This is a genomic window from Nostoc sp. C052 (genome assembly GCF_013393905.1).
GTDB lineage: Bacteria > Cyanobacteriota > Cyanobacteriia > Cyanobacteriales > Nostocaceae > Nostoc.
This window is the reverse complement of record NZ_CP040272.1, coordinates 7,469,110-7,488,717: the sequence shown is the minus strand read 5'-3', so window position 1 is coordinate 7,488,717 and position 19,608 is coordinate 7,469,110. Positions and strand designations below refer to the sequence as shown.

The 19,608-nt window shown below is 45.5% G+C and carries 13 protein-coding genes and 1 pseudogene; 2 read left to right on the top strand and 12 right to left on the bottom strand.

Annotated features, from left to right (window positions below; genetic code table 11):
- Positions 1-2: 2 nt before the first annotated feature.
- The 10 genes and pseudogenes from FD723_RS30870 to FD723_RS30825 all read right to left on the bottom strand — a co-directional run bounded on the left by FD723_RS30870 (position 3) and on the right by FD723_RS30825 (position 15,331).
- Complete coding sequence (locus tag FD723_RS30870) at positions 3-245, bottom strand: hypothetical protein (RefSeq protein ID WP_179068744.1); 243 nt, start codon at positions 243-245, stop codon at positions 3-5.
- Entirely contained in the window at positions 242-2,191 is a 1,950-nt protein-coding gene (locus FD723_RS30865; RefSeq protein ID WP_179068743.1) for an ATP-binding protein, read from the bottom strand. Before FD723_RS30865 ends, FD723_RS30870 begins: the two co-directional genes overlap by 4 nt.
- Positions 2,188-3,486: a DUF4255 domain-containing protein gene (locus FD723_RS30860; protein ID WP_179068742.1), complete on the bottom strand. Its 1,299-nt coding sequence runs from the start codon at positions 3,484-3,486 to the stop codon at positions 2,188-2,190. The genes FD723_RS30865 and FD723_RS30860 overlap by 4 nt, the downstream gene beginning before the upstream one ends.
- Positions 3,483-4,121 (bottom strand): hypothetical protein, encoded by a 639-nt coding sequence (locus tag FD723_RS30855; RefSeq protein ID WP_179068741.1) that lies wholly within the window; start codon positions 4,119-4,121, stop codon positions 3,483-3,485. Before FD723_RS30855 ends, FD723_RS30860 begins: the two co-directional genes overlap by 4 nt.
- Positions 4,118-4,894 (bottom strand): phage baseplate protein, encoded by a 777-nt coding sequence (locus FD723_RS30850; RefSeq protein ID WP_179068740.1) that lies wholly within the window; start codon positions 4,892-4,894, stop codon positions 4,118-4,120. The genes FD723_RS30855 and FD723_RS30850 overlap by 4 nt, the downstream gene beginning before the upstream one ends.
- 21 nt (positions 4,895-4,915) lie before the next feature.
- A complete protein-coding gene (locus FD723_RS30845; RefSeq protein ID WP_179068739.1) occupies positions 4,916-5,443 on the bottom strand; it encodes a phage tail protein in 528 nt (175 codons plus the stop codon).
- A gap of 11 nt (positions 5,444-5,454) precedes the next feature.
- On the bottom strand, positions 5,455-7,077 hold the full coding sequence (locus FD723_RS30840) for a phage tail sheath family protein (protein WP_179068738.1): 1,623 nt from the start codon (positions 7,075-7,077) through the stop codon (positions 5,455-5,457).
- A gap of 772 nt (positions 7,078-7,849) precedes the next feature.
- Positions 7,850-11,905 (bottom strand): calcium-binding protein, encoded by a 4,056-nt coding sequence (locus tag FD723_RS30835; protein WP_179068737.1) that lies wholly within the window; start codon positions 11,903-11,905, stop codon positions 7,850-7,852.
- An 851-nt stretch (positions 11,906-12,756) separates the two neighbouring features.
- A pseudogene (locus tag FD723_RS30830) lies at positions 12,757-12,930 on the bottom strand (IS1 family transposase); the annotation flags it as partial.
- A gap of 43 nt (positions 12,931-12,973) precedes the next feature.
- Positions 12,974-15,331, bottom strand: a complete 2,358-nt coding sequence (locus tag FD723_RS30825) for a calcium-binding protein (RefSeq protein WP_179068736.1) — start codon at positions 15,329-15,331, stop codon at positions 12,974-12,976.
- A gap of 904 nt (positions 15,332-16,235) precedes the next feature.
- On the opposite strand from FD723_RS30825, the gene FD723_RS30820 reads away from it, so the two are divergent.
- Complete coding sequence (locus tag FD723_RS30820; RefSeq protein WP_179068735.1) at positions 16,236-16,694, top strand: Mov34/MPN/PAD-1 family protein; 459 nt, start codon at positions 16,236-16,238, stop codon at positions 16,692-16,694.
- A 141-nt stretch (positions 16,695-16,835) separates the two neighbouring features.
- Positions 16,836-18,008, top strand: coding sequence for a molybdopterin-synthase adenylyltransferase MoeB (moeB, locus tag FD723_RS30815; RefSeq protein WP_179068734.1), 1,173 nt, complete (start codon positions 16,836-16,838; stop codon positions 18,006-18,008).
- 394 nt (positions 18,009-18,402) lie between these two features.
- Here moeB and FD723_RS30810 read toward each other — a convergent pair whose 3' ends face one another.
- A complete protein-coding gene (locus tag FD723_RS30810) occupies positions 18,403-18,708 on the bottom strand; it encodes a hypothetical protein (protein ID WP_179068733.1) in 306 nt (101 codons plus the stop codon).
- Positions 18,709-18,785: 77 nt separating this feature from the next.
- The gene (locus FD723_RS30805) at positions 18,786-19,529 is read right to left on the bottom strand and encodes an SDR family oxidoreductase (RefSeq protein WP_179068732.1); all 744 of its coding nucleotides are present in this window, start codon (positions 19,527-19,529) and stop codon (positions 18,786-18,788) included.
- Positions 19,530-19,608 lie beyond the last annotated feature (79 nt).

Genomic DNA, 19,608 nt, shown 5'->3' with positions numbered 1-19,608 from the left:
TGTCAAAGTCCTCCATAAATTGACTGGGCAATTTGAACCCCGATCGCCCCACTCTGCATACCCGCATTCATCTCAAACCCTCCCCCATCCAACCGTCCAATCTCTCCACCCTGCACTAGAGAAGGCGGCATCCCTTGTGCAAACAGTCGGGTTAATTCTTGCTGTACTGCTTCACCAATGCGATCGCGATCGCCCGGCTCAAACCCATGCAGCACCAACTCTTCAATGTGTAATTCAACGTTCATAACCAACCTCCCATTTCTACTTCAGTGAATGGTTTTTCTAACTTTGCATATTCGCCCTGAGCAGCTTGCAGAAGATGTTTCATTTGCAATGATTCTCCATCGTTGGCGGCGAGGAATGCGGCATTCAAGGCAATATTACGAATATTGCCGCCAGTGATGTTCAGTCGTGCCAGTTTGGTGAAGTCGAGATCAATGGTTGGCAGTTTGGGAGAAAACATCCCTTGCCAGATTGCAATACGCTGAACCGCATCGGGGAAGGGAAATTGCACGACAAAGCGAATGCGCCGGAGAAATGCTGAGTCGATCGCATTTTTTAAGTTTGTAGTCAGAATTGCTAGTCCCCGATAAGACTCCATCTTTTGCAGCAGATAACTCACCTCAATGTTGGCGTAGCGATCGTGAGAATCTTTCACCTCGCTGCGTTTACCAAACAGCGCATCGGCTTCGTCAAATAATAAAATGGCTCCGCTGGCTTCGGCAGCATCAAACACCTGTCGTAAATTCTTCTCTGTTTCGCCAATATATTTACTCACCACCTGGCTTAGGTCAATTCGATATAAATCTAACCGTAGCTCATGGGCTAATACCTCCGCTGCCAGTGTTTTCCCTGTGCCGCTAGCTCCCGCAAACAGCGCACTAATCCCTAGACCATTGGAGCCACGCACGGCAAATTCCCAGGTTTCATAGACGCGAATTCGCTGTCTCACTTGTGCTACAATCTCGCGCAAAAGCTGCAGTTGCGGATCGGGCAAGACCAAATCTTGCCAAGTGGCGATCGCTCGAATAGATTGCGCCAAATCGTCGAGGCGCGATCGCGATTGTTGACGGCAGGCATCCCAAAGGCGATCGCTCTCAGGTGGGCTGTCTTCTGAATAAACCGATGCACAAACCGATTGAATGCTAAGGGGATTCAGTTTAAATTGACTTACCAATCCTTCCAACTGTCCGTTCAGATCGACAGTCCCCAAAGCCGTTTGCCATAGCTCTAGTTGTTCTGTTGTACTTAGCGGATTCACATCAAGATAAATGATCCCACGGGTGGCAAGAAGCTGCAAGGGTTCTCGGCGCGTTAATATGACGATGCTTTGTAACGTTTCTACAAAGGACAAAACGGTGGGGCGGTGGGTGCGATCGAGTTCTGCACAATCAATCAGCAGGACACTGGGGTTAAGGAGGGCTTCACGTTCCCAGAGACGGGCGAGGGCTTCGCGTTCGGCGATCGCGGCGGGAATGGCGGCAGCAGCAAGCGAATAAAGTTGCAGACCAAGGAGGGCACAGGCGGCAGCAGCGATGCTGAACGCATTCTCGTTGCCTGGTTCACGATTGCACAGTTGAATAACAGGTAGAATGCTGCCCTGAAAGTCTGACCATTGTTTTGCCATTTGCTCTGCTAGTGAGCGATGGGAAGGCGGCAGTTGACCCAACACAGAAATCGGCGTAACCCATCCTTGTAGGCGATCGTCTAAATAAGAGATCCCCACTAAATCATGCAACACTCGCTCATCAATGCGAATCCGGCTTTGAGTCAGACTTTCGCCGTTGCTCACTTCGATTAACCGCCAACGTCGCAAGGGCGCAGCGGGCGTTAAGGCGCTCCAATGGGATTCTGGTAATGCCGCCAGTGCCAAGCTAAAGGTGGGATAGGCGAGTTGGGGACTGCTATGAATGATGCTACAGAGTTGACCAAGGGAGGCGCTCAGTTCTACCCCAGCACAGAGGACTAAGATATCGCGTTCAAACGATGTCAGTTGAAATGCCACTGTCAACTTTTCGAGGGCAGGTAGGGTGGGCAGAGTTGCAGCGATCGCCGCCAAATCCTCTGGTTCTGCGTCTATTTCGGGTTCGGTGTCTTGCTGTTGGGCAATGTAACGCTGCAAACTTTGGCGAATGCGGGCGATCGCCGTTGCCAAATAACGTTGATTTACTTGCTGCCAATGGGTCATCATGGAATTACCAAATTCGGCGTACCCAAAAACTGGTTAAACGTGGGACTGGCGGGATTAGTATCCACATCCAGCAAACTATCGGCTCCATCAACTTGAACCCTCACGAGATAGGTGCCTGTCACCACGCCTGTGATGCGAATCGGAACAGCATGGGTATCATTGGAGCGAGGGTCGGCAGTAAAAGAATAAGCGCGATCGCCGCCTGACTGATTGAGCCGTAAAACCACCCGTTGTGCTTGCCCTACCATCACGTCTAGGGTAGCGGTGGCGATGCGGAAGGAGTTGCCATCAGCATCAGTTTGAATAGGGGTGAGGGCGATCGCCCCAACAATTTTTGGATGCAGCACAAATGCCGCAACATTTGACTCAACTCCGTGATGGGGCTGGGTATTCAAAATTAAATCTTGAATGATCTGCACCGTCTGCACTCCCGCCCGCAATGCATTTAAATCTCCTACTGCTAAGGGTGGAGCTGCCAATAATAGAGTCACCCGCGTGTCGCTAGATATTAAGATGGGCAGAACCACCGCGCCAATCCGAATTTTGGTGGAATTGGCTAGCAATTGCTGTCCCACAATTACGAGCGTGCTACCCAGTGTAAAGGGCTGATTCGCACCCTCTAATGACAGCACTTGCTCAATCACGGGTTGACGGAAGGGCAGCACAAACACCTGACGTTGTTGAACAGGCAACGCTGATTTTGTAGAACGTTGACTTTCGATCAGCACCACAGATGCTTGATAGACCACTGTGGGTCGATAGTGGCTCTGAAAAGCAGACCACAGCCTCGACATTTCCTCAGGATTCATCGACTGGGGACAAATCTTGATTTGCTCAATCTGATCTGCCAGTCCTGCTGTTGCCAAAACTTGGGAATTTACAGGCAAGCTCAATAGGGCAGTGCGAATTGCATTGCGGGTCAACACGGCAATTTCATGCAGTAGTTGCATCCCATAGCCTAAAAGCATTTCGGTATGAAAGGGTTCTTTGCTATACGCTGTTAAGAGATAGTGCAAATCGATTGCCAGTGGTGGATTACTGACGCGATCGCCTCGATCGTCTCGCATCGGCATTCCAACGTTGCGCCAACCGATGTTGGGTGTAACTTGATAGAGATAAAGATTGAGCTTATCTTCCTGAAGTTCTCCATTGCTAGGCACCACTAAATCTGGAGCTAACACTGTGACGGCGACTGTACTCCCCAAACTGCTAGAGACGCTGGGATCGTTGAGGCGATTATCTAGCAGACTCTTAATAACAGCCGTTACCGCTCCGATCGCTAGGGCATTACTCATCCTCGTCCTCCCTGGCGCGATCGCAGATAAGCATCTAGGGATAATTGGGGCTGAGGGGGTTTTGCAGGCGATCGGGGGGCTGAGGGTGGAGTCATTGCCCGCACATCCACGCGCCCAATTGTCACATGAATCGTCGGTGTGGCTGGATCGGTGAGTGCCTGTGGTTTCTCTATCGAACCCATTGAAGGCTGAATCACTTGAGACTGAGCAATTTGAGGATAAATGACGACAGATGTTGATGGTTGCGGTGATTCAATAACTTGTGGTTGAGCGATCGTCGGGGATGATTCTTCATTCTGTAAAACAATGCCCTCTGTAACTAATCGCAAAACCATAGATTCGGACGGCGATTTATTCAAAGAAAAATTTTGTTTTAGGGATAGCTGAGGTGCTAGCATCGTGCCTTCTCTGGAAACTTCTTTGTCTAATCCAGGAGAACGAATTGAAGAATCAAGAGATGAATTAACCAGAGAATCTCTCTGTGCCGAGGAACTGTCTTCTCTATTTGCTTCCCGCAGATCCAAATCCAAGACAGGTGAGCGATCTGGCAACGGCTCAAATAACGATGCCAAGCGGGGCTGTACCGTTGCCTGCTGAAAACTCCGATCGACCAAATGACTTAGATAATCACTCATTCTGCAATCATCTCCAAATACAATCGTCGTCGCTGCGAACTCATTGCCAAAATATCTGCTTCCCGCCATCCATAAGCCGAAGCTAATGTATGAACCTCCCGCAGTACGCGCCCTGCCCACCCATGAATTTCACTCCAAAAAAACGACACAATATCAAAGGTTGCTTGCCAATGATGGGCACAAGCGGGACACTTTAATGCTAACTGCACATCTGCCTGTGGATCTGCCAGAGCCATGCTTTCTAAAATGGCTTTGACTAGAGATTCGGGCAGCACTGAAGACTGTGAAAACTGGGTTTCCCGTTGATGAGAAACAGCCCGATCGGAAACAGGATAAGAAACTGCGATCAGACAGCGATCGAACAACTCACTACGAACCTTTACTGGATCTTGTTCCCTCGCTACAGCCGCCAAATCTAAACTATTAGGCAGCCGAAACCGCACCTCATAATCTGCGAACTGAACTGACAATGGTTCTAAGGCATCGACCGACTCAATGGCAAGATTGACCCGAATATCTGACACTGTAAAGGTCAGCTCTAGGCGATCGCCACATTGTGGACAAACTGTCACACTCGTCAATTGCGAACCAAAGGTTTGTTCCCGCAACGTCAGCAGCAACCCATCCCGCTGTCCAATGCTCAGATTCATTAACTGTTCCGATGACCACTCAGGGCAAGCTGCTGCTAAAAGCGTTAGCGATCGCTGCCATAGAGGCTGATCCAATCCCTGCTCCCAAACTTTTAACCATTCTGATGCGGATAGCGATCGCATTTATCTTTCTCCTGTGCCACTCTAAACAGGCGGTTCTACAAACGTGGGTTCAGTCGGTTCAGGCACTTCTATGTCGCGTTCCCAGCCTTCGTTTTCTAGCTTAAGATATTGAATGGCGATCGCATTGGCATTTGCATCTAAGTCTGGTAGCGCTTGAAACTCAGAAACCCAACAGCGATAAAGTTTATAGGCGATCGCCAACTGTCCTGCCTCGTTATACACTTCCAAAATAATGTCTTTGCGGAAGTCCTTTAGCGACACTTCAGCCCCCAAGCCAGCCCCAAAATTCCAGACCTTGTTAGCCCATTTCTCGAACTCAGTATCGTGAGTGACACCCCGCTCCAGCATCACCGCCTCATATTCTGTGCGCCCCGGCGACTTGCGCGAACTACTCGGATCTCCACCTTCCCGATGTTTCACCACCTCTGTTGTCTTTTTCAACGAACCCACCTTACTCACTCCCGCGACATACCGTCCGTCCCACTTGATGCGAAACTTGAAATTCTTATACGGATCAAACCGCTGTGCATTGACACTGAATTGAGCCATAATACTATTCCTCAAACGGCAATCTGCCCTGCTAACTGCTGAATCTTGACAATCACAAACTCTGCTGGCTTCAACGGGGCAAAGCCCACCACAATATTGACGATGCCCAGGTTAATGTCATTCTGCGTTGTCGTCTCTTTATCGCATTTCACCAGATAAGCCTCACGGGGTGTCTTGCCCTGAAACGCTCCTTGACGAAACAGGTTATTCATAAACGCTCCTATATTCAAGCGAATCTGCGCCCATAAAGGTTCATCATTCGGCTCAAATACCACCCATTTCAATCCCTGGTACAAACTCTCTTCAATAAAAAGTGCAGTTCGCCGCACAGGAATATACTTCCACTCACTAGCTTCTTGATCCGCCCCTTTCAATGTTCTCGCACCCCAACTAACTGAGCCAAATACAGGAAAACTGCGGATTACATTAATCCCTAAGGGATTTAATCCCCCATTCTCTAAATCACTTAACTTCAAGTCAAAGCTGACTCCCCGTAAATCGGCATCTGTTCCTGCCGGAGCTTTCCAAACCCCGCGTGCTGCATCTGTGCGGGCATAAATCCCTGCCATTGTGCCGCTTGCTCCCACCAATCGCGGCTTATTTTGATTCAGCGGATCTGCCAGCGTTAAATTTGGGAAATAAATTGCCGTGTTGGGATGGCGCAAAGTACTATCAAGTTCTGCGGCAAAGCCTGTACTTGGATTTTGCATCTGATCTAACAGAGTGCGATCAAACGGCACATCCATAATCAGAAAAGCCCGTTTATCTAGACAAAATTCTTGAGCCGCAGTCAGCAAAGAATTTCGGGCAGTTGATCCTGCTGCTCCCGCTACTCCGACTAGCTTTGCAGTGGCAGGCAAGCAAAGAATGTTGAAAATGTAGGGCGCAATCATGCTGAGGGCATAGATCCCAGACTTTCGCGGAATATTATCCGCATCAATGGTTACCGTATCGCTGCCCTTCAATGCTGTCGCGAAAGCAGCTTCTTGCCCTGCTACGAGATTTCCCAAATTGTCCATCACATCGGTATCCAAGCCACCTGTTAACGCAGTAAAAGCTAGGTTCGCAGGCTCAGTATTCCCCAATCTCGCGAGCCGCACGAGTACAGAACCTCTGTTGACTACCTCCACAACATATCGGGGTTTGGTAGCATCCATCGTGACGCCCCCATAGGTTTCTTGCGTGACCAGATTGTTGATGGGATTTACTTCTTTAACGGTTAAGTTAAACAACACGCTGCCAGTCGGCAATCCATCTTGATCGACCTTCACTTGTACATGGTTACCCCAATCCCCCACGCTCAATGCATCCACTCTCAGAGAATTCGCTCCGAGCGTGTGAGTTGCAGAACCCGCCGTCGTCATATTGGTCGTTGCCACCCTGACGACCCAAGCAATTTGTCCACCATTTAGATAGAACTGCTGAATGGCATAGCTGGCTTCGCTTTGTGGGAACAATCCTCCAAACGTTCGTTGGAAATCAGCAAAGCTAGTGATGCGTATTGGCGTGTTCACGGGGCCCCGTTCAAAGAAGTCTACAAACCCGGTGTTTGACGTACTCACACCAGTAATGGTGCGTACACCGCTAGGGATTTCTTCAATGTAAACGCCGGGATAAGTGGGTGTAATTGGCATGGAAAACTCTCCTTTGCAATGACAGTGCTGCCAACTTGGCAGGTAGAATCTCTGCACTCAATTCCGATCTGAAAATTTGGGATCGCTAGACTGGAGGACTGATGATGGTGAAGCGATCGCCCAGAAATTGTTAGAGATATTGAAATCAGGTTTACTTACTCAATATCAAAGCAGCTTTCTATTGAAATGAGCGTAATTTGTAAAAAAAGATCACCGAATGGCTCGACTTTATCCATTTTTGATTCAATCAAGCAGTGTAAACTGCAATATCTCTCAAACGCTCGAAAGGTTAGAGTTGGGTAGCATTTATGACCTACGAACAAGTAGAGAGCCTAAAGGCAGAAGACTTTTAACCCTTGTGTGGTCTACGCCCAGAGACTTTTAACCAGATGCTAGAGATAGTGCGATCGCACAGCCAGCTAAAACAAAAAACAGGACAGCCAAGTAAACTCAGCTTAGAAAACGCTAAAAATGTATAATAAATTACTAAAATTCAAGTGCTGCTTGCATTTTGATAGTCAAATAATTTGCAGAAAGCATAAAAAACATATTTTTTTAGCGATCGCGTGGTAAGTTTTTGTATATCGCCAAAAGAATGCAGATATAAACCGATTGAGCCAAGAACACTTGCAAACGATCTGCACTCATATTAAAAATTGAGCAATAAAATCCAACATCTACTATCTGCTAACAGCAATAATCAAATGCAAGGTGCTATTAAAAACACCTTGCAATCCGTGCTGCTTAGTGATTGAAAAACGCTAATTTACGATTAAACAACCACAAAATTGTTTTCGGTTAGTGGCAATCCAGCCGATAGTTGTGCAAATTTTACCTGAGTAAACCCAGACGCACTGCCATCTTGGTCAAAGAACAGTCCACCTGTAGTGTTGTTATAGATAAATCGTTGATTGCTTGTTGTTGCAGATGTTCCGATGACAAACTGACTAGCTAAGAGTGAACCTGGTAATAAACCACCACCAAAACCGGCAGCCGATACCTGAATCAGTTCATTAGTGGCGTTAAAGTCATCAATAGTATCAACACCCCCATTGTAATTATAGAAACCAAAGGTATCAGTCCCACTCCCTCCAATTAGGCTGTCATTACCATTTCCACCTGCGAGTATATCATTGCCATTGCTCCCAACAATCAAGTCATCATACTCCGTACCTGAGATATTTAATTGTTCGATGTTGTTGTAGTTAACCCGATACATGCCCACTGTAATTGAGCCAGTGTTAGTAGTAGCATTGAATGTCGAAGTGATTCCCCCAGCAGCATAGTTGTAAGTGGTGAACAACGAATCGTCACCATTACCCCCATCTACTGTTTGAATCGCTAAATCAGACAGGTCAGTATCTACGGAATTAGTGATTAGATTGAAGGAATCATTACCATCACCCCCATAGAGGAGATTATCGCCTGTTGAATCGCTAAAGCTCAAGCTATCGTCACCAGCGCCTCCTTCTAGGGTATTATTACCAGATGGGCGAGAGTCGGAGTAGTCGTAGGAGGAATTGTATAAGTAGTTGCCAGAAATATCAAGAGAATCATTGCCATCACCCCCAGAGAGCAGGTTATCGCCTGTTGAACCACCAGCACTCAAGCGATCGTTACCTACACCTCCGTTGAGAGTGTTATTGCCTGATGAGCGAAAGTCAAAGTTCTGGTCATAATCCGTGATGTAGCCGCCAAAGACATCAAGAGAATCATCGCCATCGCCCCCAGAAAGGAGATTATCGCCTTTTGAACCACCAGCACTTAAGCTGTCGTTACCTAAACCTCCGTTGAGAGTGTTGTTGCCTAATGAGCGAGAGTCAGAAGAGTAGCCGAAACGATTGCTGTAGCTGCCAGAGATATCAAGAGAATCATTGCCATCGCCCCCAAAGAGCAGGTTATCGCCTGTTGAACTACCAGCATTCAAACTATCGTTACCAGATCCTCCATTGAGGGTATTATTGCCTGTTGAGCCGCTAGCATTCAAGCGATCGTCACCAGTGCCACCATCAAGGGTATTATTTCCCACACCGCCATCAAGGGTATCATTTCCCTCACCACCAATGAGGGTATCATTTCCCGCACCACCTCTTAAAAGGTCATTACCACTTTTGCCGTCGATGATGTCGTCACCCCCTTGACCATTGATAACATCATTGGAGTTGTCAAAACCCGTTGTATTGTTATCGAGATCATTGAGGAAGGTAACAGTATTCTTGTTGAACAGAGTAGTTTGATTGGAATTGGCATCAAACACATCAAAACTGTCGGTGATGCTGGTTTGTCCCTCAAACAAGATATTGCCAATAGCTGGTCGTAAAGAAGTTGCTGGCAGATTATCTAGGTTTTCTAAGCTGAAGTTTTGCAGAATGACTTTGTTGCTATTAGCCCAACCTTCAAAGGTAATTTCTAAGTTGTTACCATTTTGAGTTAATTGCAGATTTTGAGCAGTGAAGATACTACCTGTAGGGGATACACCACCTGTAAATTGCAAGGTGTCTGAGGAGGTAATCACCGCCGCAGAGGGATTTGAGCCTTTACCTACGCCACCAAAATCAGTGATAATATCAGTGTTAGTCTCGTTAGAGTAGTAGCTGTCGTTGAAATTGTAAACAAATTTATCATTGCCCGCGCCACCAGTTAAGGTGTCGTCACCACTCCCACCTGTCAGGATATCATTACCTGCACCGCCAATAATCGTATCTTTGCCACTATAGCCTCCAGAGAGCGTATCGTTCCCATCATTACCAATAATGTTGTCATCATAGGCTGTACCTGAGATATTTAATCGCTCGATATTCTTGTAATCAACCTGAGATATGCCTGCCGTAATTTCTCCCGTATTTGTAGTGGTATTGAATGTCGTTGCGATCCCCTTAGAACCATAGAAATTGACGGACAACACATCGTCACCAGATCCCCCGTCGATCGTATCTTTGCCACCAGAACCAGTGGAGAGCGTATCGTTCCCATCATTGCTAACAATGTTGTCGTCGTAGGCTGTACCTAAAATATTTAATTGTTCGATATTTTTGTAGTCAACCCGATATGTGCCCGCCGTAATTTCTCCCGTATTTGTAGTGGTATTGAACGTCGTTGTGATTTCCCCTGTAGCATTGCTGTAATCGACGGACAACACATCGTCACCTGCTCCCCCGTTGATTGTATCATTGCCACCAAAGCCAATGGAGAGCGTATCGTTCCCATCATTGCTAACAATGTTGTCGTCGTAGGCTGTACCTAAAATATTTAATTGTTCGATATTTTTGTAGTCAACCCGATATGTGCCCGCCGTAATTTCTCCCGTATTTGTAGTGGTATTGAATGTTGTTGTGATACCGCTAGAAGCATTGCTGTAATTGACTGACAACAAATCGTCACCTGCTCCCCCGTCTATTGTTTGAGTCACTAAACCAGAGGAGAGAGAATCTGGAATTGTGAAGTCTAGATAGAAGGAATCATTGCCATTGCCCCCAGAGAAGAAGTTATTCCCTGTGTAATATTCAACACGCAATGTATCGTCACCAGCGCCACCGTTGAGGGTGTTATTGCCTGAAGAAGGGTTATAGGAGTCTTGACCGCTATAGAAGATAAGATCGCCAGAAATGGAGAGAGAATCATTGCCATCGCCTCCAGAGAGCAAGTTATTGCCTGTTGAAATGCCAGCATTCAAGGTATCGTCACCAGCACCACCGTTGAGGGTGTTATTGCCTGATGAGCTAAAATTAGGCTCCCCTCTATAAGTATAAATGCCGGAGGTGGAGAGATAATCATTGCCATCATCTCCAGAGAGTAAGTTATTGCCTGATGGAGAATCAGCATTTAAGGTATCGTCACCAGCGCCACCGTTGAGGGTGTTATTACTTGATGAGGGGTAATAGATGTATTCGCTGACGCTGCTATAGACGTTAGAGGCGTTAAGATAATCATTGCCATCGCCCCCAAAGAGTAAGTTATTGCCGGATGTTGCCCCAGCATCCAAAACATCGTCACCAATGCCACCATTGAGGGTGTTATCGCCTGTTGAAAATTCAATATTCAAGTAATCGTTACCCGCGCCACCAACGAGAGAGTCATTGCCCCCAACGAGGGATTCATTGCCCGTACCACCAACAAGAGTATCATTGCCCTCACCACCAAGAAGGGAATCATTGCCTGCACCACCTCTCAAAAGATCGTTGCCACTCTTGCCATCAATGATATCATCGCCTGCCTGACCATTAATGACATCATCTGAATCGTTAAATCCACTAACATTATTGTTTAGGTCGTTCAGAAAAGTGACTGTGTTCTTTTTAAAGACACTGCTTTGGGTGGAGTTGGCATTGAAGACATCAAAGCTGTCGGTAATGCTAGTTTGCCCATTAAACAGAATATTGCCCAAGTCTACAGTGGCTCCTGTAGATTTGCTGAGGTTATCCAAATTTTCCAGGGCAAAGTTTTGCAGGATGACTTTGGGGCCAAAAAATCTCGTTTCATAAGCATCCTCTTCAAAGCTGATTTCCAGATTGTTACCATTCTGAGTCAGCAGTAGATTTTGGGCACTTAAGCCATCGCCTACAAATGTTAGGGTATCCGCTTCGGCAATGACTTCTGCTGTAGGGTTTGTCCCTTTACCTACGCCACCAAAATCCGTGATAATGTCAGTATTATTATTTGAGCCGTAGTAGCCAGCGTAAATAAATTTATCTTTACCACCTCCACCAGTCAAAGTGTCGTTGCCGCCGTTACTATATATGACATCGTTGCCCAATTTACCGTTAATCGTATCCGCATCAGTGTTGCCCTGTAGGGTATCATTACCGTTGGTTCCAATGATATTTGCCATAACTTTTACCTACCTGAATCGATTTTTTCAGTAACTTCAGTTCTCAACAAGCTGCTTGTGCTGCTGCTTTCGGGCAAAAATAACTCACCAAAATTTGACGTGTTCGGCATACTTTCTATGTCAACCCGATCAGCAAATTTCTCAAAAATTCACCTGAGCAAAAGGCTTGTATCTATTACTTACCTAAATATCTTCAAACTATCTAAGTCTTAAGCACTGTACAAATTTATGAGTGTGTGCATTCACGATAATCGTTGTTCTCAGGCTTTTTAAGCATCACTTGTTAAGTAGATATTACTGAAAAATCATCGAAAAACGTAGCTTGAATGCTCGAAAACTCACCCTTCGTGTTTGATTTTTTTTGCCAGCGCCTAAGTCCTAATAGAAGAGAAAATAATCAACAGTTTATTGTTAACCGAGAAAGAGATTTTTATATCCTCCTTATGGGCTATTCTCTGTGGGGTCTAGCTGGAAAATAGCGAACATCTCAAGAGCCTCAAAATAACTACATAGTCAATATCTTACTTAGATGTCTATACTGAAATAACTGTCTTTGCATACTCTTCACATTATTTGCCTATAAATGTATACACAAATACTGGGCTTTGTCTATTCTTTATATTTTTTGATAGCAATCCTAAATCATTTGTAAACAATGAGATCCCCGATTTATTAGAGAAGTGGAGGATATCAGTCTGACGATTTTTGTAAATCAGATAGGATTGCTATAGTTTCTAGACAATAAGAAAGCAGAACAGATTAGGCAAATGTTTGAAGAAGTAATAAAAAATACGGCGTTGCTGAATGAAGGGATGAATCAATTTATGTACATACAATTTGATACTTCAAATAATGCCGTTAAGGTACATTTTTAAGCATTCTTGTTTCACTTCCTCAGAATATCCTTTCGGCGGATCGTAAAAATGAATAAATTGGCGATCGCATTTGGTACAAATATGATTTTGTTTACCTCTTCGCTTTCCGTTCTTACGAATTTCCGTAGCTTTGCAGTATGGACATTGCACAGTAGATGACCTCAATTCATCCCTCTATTATGCAACGCCCTGATTAGGAAACAACCACAAAATTGTTGTTAGTTAGTGACAACCCAGTAGATAGTTGTGCAAATTTTACCTGAGTAAACCCAGACGCACTGCCATCTTGGTCAAAGAATAGTCCACCTGTAGCGTTGTTATAGATAAATCGTTGATTGCTTGTTGTTGCAGATGTTCCGATGACAAACTGACTAGCCAAGACTGAACCTGGTAATAAACCACCACCAAAACCAGCAGCCGATACCTGAATCAGTTCATTAGTGGCGTTAAAGTCATAAAGACTATTTACGCCTCCATTGTAATTATTGAAAACAAAAGTATCGGTACCAGTTCCTCCATAGAGGCTATCATTTCCGCCGCCACCTGTAAGGGTATCATTGCCCGCGCCACCAGTTAGAGCGTTGTTACCATACCCACCGATCAGGATATCATTACCGACACCGCCAATAATTGTATCATTTCCACCATAGCCCCCAAAGAGTGTATCGTTGCCATTGCTCCCCACAATATTGTCGTTGTCGATTGTACCTGAAATATTTAATCGCTCGATATTCTTGTAGCTAACCCGATTTGTGCGCTCCGTAATTTCTCCATTGTTTGTAGTGGGATTAAATGTGGTTCTAATTCCCCTAACAGTATTGCTGTAACTATAATCGGCGAACAATATATCATCACCCTCACCCCCGTCGATTGTATCATTGCCACTAGTGCCTCCAGAGAGCGTGTCATCCCCACTGTTCCCCACAATTAAGTCATCGGCATCTGTACCTGAGATATTTAATCTTTCGATATTCTTGTAACTAACCCGATTTGTGCCGGCCGTAATTACTCCAATGTTACTAGTGGCATTAAATGTTGTTCTGATTCCACCTGGAGAATTGCTGTAATCGACGGACAACACATCCTCACCCTGACCTCCATTGATCGTATCATTGCCACCATCGCCCGTAGAGAGTGTATCGTTGCCATTGCTCCCCACAATATTGTCGTTGTAGGCTGTACCGGAGATATTTAATCTTTCGATATTCTTGTAACTAACCCGATAAGTGCCTGCTGTAACTTCTCTAATGTTAGTAGTAGCATTGAATGTTGTCACGATCCCTTCTGTAGCTAAGGTGTAATCTACAGATAACAAATCATCACCCTCACCCCCATCTACCGTTTGAGTCACTAAATCAGAGGGGGCAAAATCATATGTGGGGCTTAGATAGAAGGAATCATTGCCATTTCCCCCAGAGAGTAAGTTATTGCCTGTCGAAATGTTAGCACGCAATGTATCGTCACCAGCGCCACCATTGAGGGTGTTATTGCCTGAGGAGGTTAAAAAATAGTCTAAAAGGGTGATATGGCCAGAGATGTCAAGAGAATCATTGCCATCTCCCCCAGAGAGTAAGTTATTGCCTGTCGAAATGTTAGCACGCAATGTATCGTCACCAGCTCCACCATCGAGGGTATTATTGCCCGATGACCTAAAATTAGGCTCCGACCTATAACTATCAATGCCAGAGGTGGAGAGAGAATCATTGCCATCTCCCCCAGAGAGTAAGTTATTGCCTGATGGAGACTCAGCATTCAAGATGTCATCACCAGCGCCACCATCGAGGTAGTCATTAGCTGTGGATAGGTCATTGCCCGTAACACCAACACCCTTACCACCAATAAGAGTATCATTGCCCTCACCACCAAAGAGGGAATCGTTTCCCGCACCACCTCTCAAAAGATCGTTGCCACTCTTGCCATCAATGACATCATCGCCCCCCTGACCATTTATGACATCATCTGAATCGTTAAAGCCACTAACATTATTGTTTAGGTCGTTCAGAAAAGTGACTGTGTTCTTTTTGAAGACAGTGCTTTGGGTGGAGTTAGCATTGAAAACATCAAAGCTGTCGGTAATGCTAGTTTGCCCATTGAACAGAATATTGCCCAAGTCTACAGTGGCTCCTGTAGATTTGCTGAGATTATCCAGATTTTCCAAGGCAAAGTTTTGCAGGATGACTATGGTGGAGCTAGCAAATACCGATTCCTCTTCAAAGCTGATTTCCAGATTATTACCATTCTGAGTCAGCAGTAGATTTTGGGCACTTAAGCCATCGCCTACAAATGTTAGGGTATCCGCTTCGGCAATGACTTCTGTTGTCGGGTTTGTTCCTTTACCTACGCCACCAAAATCTGTGATAACATTACTATTCTGACTGGTGTCGAAGTAGTAGCCAGCGTAAATAAATTTATCCTTACCGCCTCCACCAGTCAGGGTGTCATTGCCGCCGTTACTATATATGACATCATTGCCTAATTTACCGTTAATCGTATCCGCGTCAGTGCTACCCTGTAGGGTATCATTACCGTTGGTTCCAATGATATTTGCCATAACTTTTACTTACCTGAATCGATTTTTTCAGTAACTTCAGTTCTCAACAAGCTGCTTGTGCTGCTGCTTTCGGGCAAAAATAACTCACCAAAATTTGACGTGTTCGGCATACTTTCTATGTCAACCCGATCAGCAAATTTCTCAAAAATTCACCTGAGCAAAAGGCTTGTATCTATTACTTACCTAAATATCTTCAAACTATCTAAGTCTTAAGCACTGTACAAATTTATGAGTGTGTGCATTCACGATAATCGTTGTTCTCAGGCTTTTTAAGCATCACTTGTTAAGTAGACATTACTGAAAAATCATCGAAAAACGTATCTTGAATGCTAATAAACTCACCCTTCGCGTTTGATTTTTTTTGCCAGCGCCTAAGTCCTAATAGAAGAGAAAATAATCAACAGTTTATTGTTAACCGAGAAAGAGATTTTGATATCCTCCTTATGGGTTATTCTCTGTGGGGGTCTAGCGGTCTATCAAATTCATTTTGACGGTTGACGCGATAAATCGCCGTCTCTACAGGTAATTTATCCGTCAATTAGTTTTTGATAGATTACTAGTTCATAGTCAATATCTTACTTAGATATCTATACTGAAATAACTGTCTTTGCATAGTCTTCACATTATTTGCCGATAAATGTATACACAAATACTGAACTTTATCTATTCTTTATATTTTTCAATCATTTGTAAACAATAGACATCTCCAGAAATTAAATATGCGTTAGCCATAACCCTTGTAGAGATGTAGCACTGCTACGTCAAAACAATTCTTTTTCACCAGATGTCTAATGATATCCCCAATTTATTAGAGAAGTGGGGGATCTCAACTATGATTAAGAGCGATCGCAATGTATCGATCTGAGCAAGAATCCCTCAAGATTGCCAAATTACCAACGCAGACATGATCCGACTGAGCCAAGAACACTTGCAAATCATCCGCACCCATGCCGAAAGCACTTACCCAGATGAGTGCTGTGGTATAATTTTGGGCTATCTGGCTAATGAGGGCAAAACTGTGGTAGAAGTCATACCAACAGAAAATGCTTGGAATACAGAAGCGGCATCTGAGTTTCCAGGGGAACGGACAACAGAAAGTAAAAGACGGCAATATGCGATCGCACCTGAAGTTATGCTAAAAACACAAAAGCAAGCACGGGAGCGCTCACTGAACATTATCGGCATTATTCATTCTCATCCAGATCATCCTGCTATCCCTTCAGAATGCGATCGCCTATACGCTTGGCAGGGATACTCGTATATAATAGTATCCGTTCAAAACGGTAAAGCTGGAGAACTCAAAAGCTGGAGCCTTGACGATCATTATCAGTTTCAAGCAGAGGAAATTAAAAATATAAAATAACTGGCTTAGTTTAAAGACAGTCACTTGTAGCAGTTTTCGCCGCTACCACTAATAAAAATTCGTCTTAAATACTCCCTATCTCTATATAAGATACAGTTTTTCGATAGGATTAATATTCCGCTCTCCCACATCATAACTACTATGCTAAATCCCAATCTGGACGAAATCCAGTTGACCAAAGACGATTACGAACGCTACTCCCGCCACATAATTTTACCGGAAGTAGGATTAGAAGGACAGAAACGCCTAAAAGCTGCCAGTGTACTGTGTATCGGTACAGGTGGACTCGGTTCACCACTACTTTTATATTTGGCGGCGGCGGGTGTTGGACGCATCGGGATTGTCGATTTTGATGTTGTCGATACTTCTAATCTGCAACGCCAAGTAATTCACGGTACATCCTGGGTGGGTAAACCTAAGATTGAATCGGCAAAAAACCGGATTCACGAGATTAACCCCTATTGTCAGGTTGATTTATACGAAACTCGTCTGACTTCCGAAAACGCCCTGGAGCTTATTCAACCTTACGATATCGTAGTGGATGGTACTGATAACTTCCCCACCAGATATCTAGTTAACGACGCTTGTGTATTGCTGAATAAGCCCAACGTCTATGGTTCAATTTTACGGTTTGAAGGACAAGCTACTGTATTTAACTACGAAGGTGGCCCTAACTATCGCGACCTTTTCCCAGAACCACCACCACCAGGAATGGTTCCCTCTTGTGCAGAAGGCGGCGTATTGGGAATTTTGCCCGGAATTATTGGTTTAATTCAGGCAACCGAAACTGTTAAAATCATTCTGGGACAAGGTAACACTCTCAGTGGACGATTGCTGCTATACAACGCCTTAGATATGAAATTCCGGGAGTTGAAACTCCGTCCTAACCCGATTCGCCCAGTGATTGAAAAGCTGATAGACTACGAAGAATTCTGTGGAATTCCACAAGCTAAGGCAGAGGAGGCAAAACAGCAGTTGGAAAGTCAAGAAATAACCGTCAAAGATTTGAAGGAATTGCTGGATAGCGGTGCGAAAGATTTTGTACTGCTGGATGTCCGCAACCCCAATGAGTACGACATTGCCAAGATTCCAGGTTCAGTGTTAGTGCCTTTACCAGACATTGAAAATGGGAATGGCGTTGCCAAAGTGAAGGAAATATTGAATGGTCATCGCTTAATTGCTCATTGTAAGATGGGCGGGCGATCGGCAAAAGCCCTCGCCATACTTAAGGAAGCTGGGATTGCTGGAACGAATGTCAAAGGCGGAATTACCGCTTGGAGTCGAGAAATCGATCCTTCTGTTCCAGAGTATTAAAAAGGCACTGCTTTACTTAAAGAGGGGATGAGGGAGACAAGGGAGATGAGGGGGACAAGGGGGACAAGGAAGACGAGGAAGACAAGGTAAAATTTTAATTTTCTCTCTTGTCTCCCCCCTCTCCCTTTGCGAGTTGGCTTTGGAGCATAGGCCCGTTCCCCTGATAAGGCGCGGGCACATTTGCGAATGAAGGACAGATTAACCCCCGATTCATCTAAGAAAATCAGATTTTCCACGGGTATTCCCCTCAAGAGTTTCCAGTACTCAAATCGGGCCAATTGGACTTCATCAGTGCCTTTTTTCGTGGGGTGGAGACTTTTTTTTGAGGTTTAGGTTGAGTTGAAAGCGAACCATCCGATTCACTGTGACCACCCCAATTAACACCTCTGTTTTCTCATAAAGTCGTTCCCGCAATTCGCTTAACGTCGCATCGGGCTGTGCTGTGACCAGTTGGCGCTTTCCTTTCTAGCTGTTCGGTATTCAATTTTGTTGGCGTCTGCTCAGTCCGCATCTTGGGGCCAATCGTGCCCAATTCACGATCGTGGCAAGGTTTAGCAAAGCCTCTTGCAGACGAACGCGGCGATCGCCTTGAGCAAACACCAACAGCCAAGGCTTCATCGAGCAAAGCCCTTGGTACTGGTTGGGATAAGAATTTCCATGTTGAGTGGCGGTCTTTAATAGTTTGGTGGAGATCAAACATATTTTATCAACCTCTATGAGAAATAAATGCGATCGCTGGAAGCGATCGCTCCGCGCCATCCCTCAATCGGGTAGCAGTTATGCGCTAAACCCTCCGTCAATCATCAGGTTTGCGCCGGTGATGTAACCAGACTCCGGGCCAGCCAGATAAGCAACCAATCCCGCAACCTCTTCAACGGTGCCGTAGCGGACTACCGCAATGTGCTTTTTGAGCATTTCGGCAAACTCACCCTCCGAGGGATTCATCTCTGTAGCGATCGGCCCGGGCTGCACGTTATTGATCGTAATTCCGCGCGGGCCGAGGTCACGTGAAAGGCCTTGCACAAGTCCTTGGAGAGCAGATTTACTCATGGCATAAATGCCGCCACCAGCAAATGGCATCCGTTCGGCGTTGGTACTACCAATGTTAATAATGCGTCCGCCCCCTTTCATGTGCTTGACTGCGGCTTGCGTCGCCACAAATACGGCACGCACGTTAACGGCAAAGGTTCGATCGAAGTCCGCCAGCTTGAAATCGTCGATCGCCCCGATCGCCAGCACGCCTGCATTGTTGACGAGAATATCAATGCCGCCCAATTTATTCACAGTGTCCTCAACAGCGGCAACCACTGCACTAGCTTCGGCACTGTCAGCTTGGATGGCAAGAGCTCGGACACCTAATGCTTGCGCTGCCTGGACGATTTCGTTCGCGCGATCGGGTGAGCTGGTATATGTGAAGGCAACATCAGCGCCTTCACTAGCTAAACGCTTGACGATCGCTGCCCCGATACCGCGACTGCCGCCAGTAATAAGTGCGCGTTTATTTTTGAGTGTGTGGTTCATGTTCGATACTGTGCGATGAGAAATTGGATAATTCGCTGTGTCTAATGAAAGGAAACTGCTCTAAATTGGAAGCAAGCAG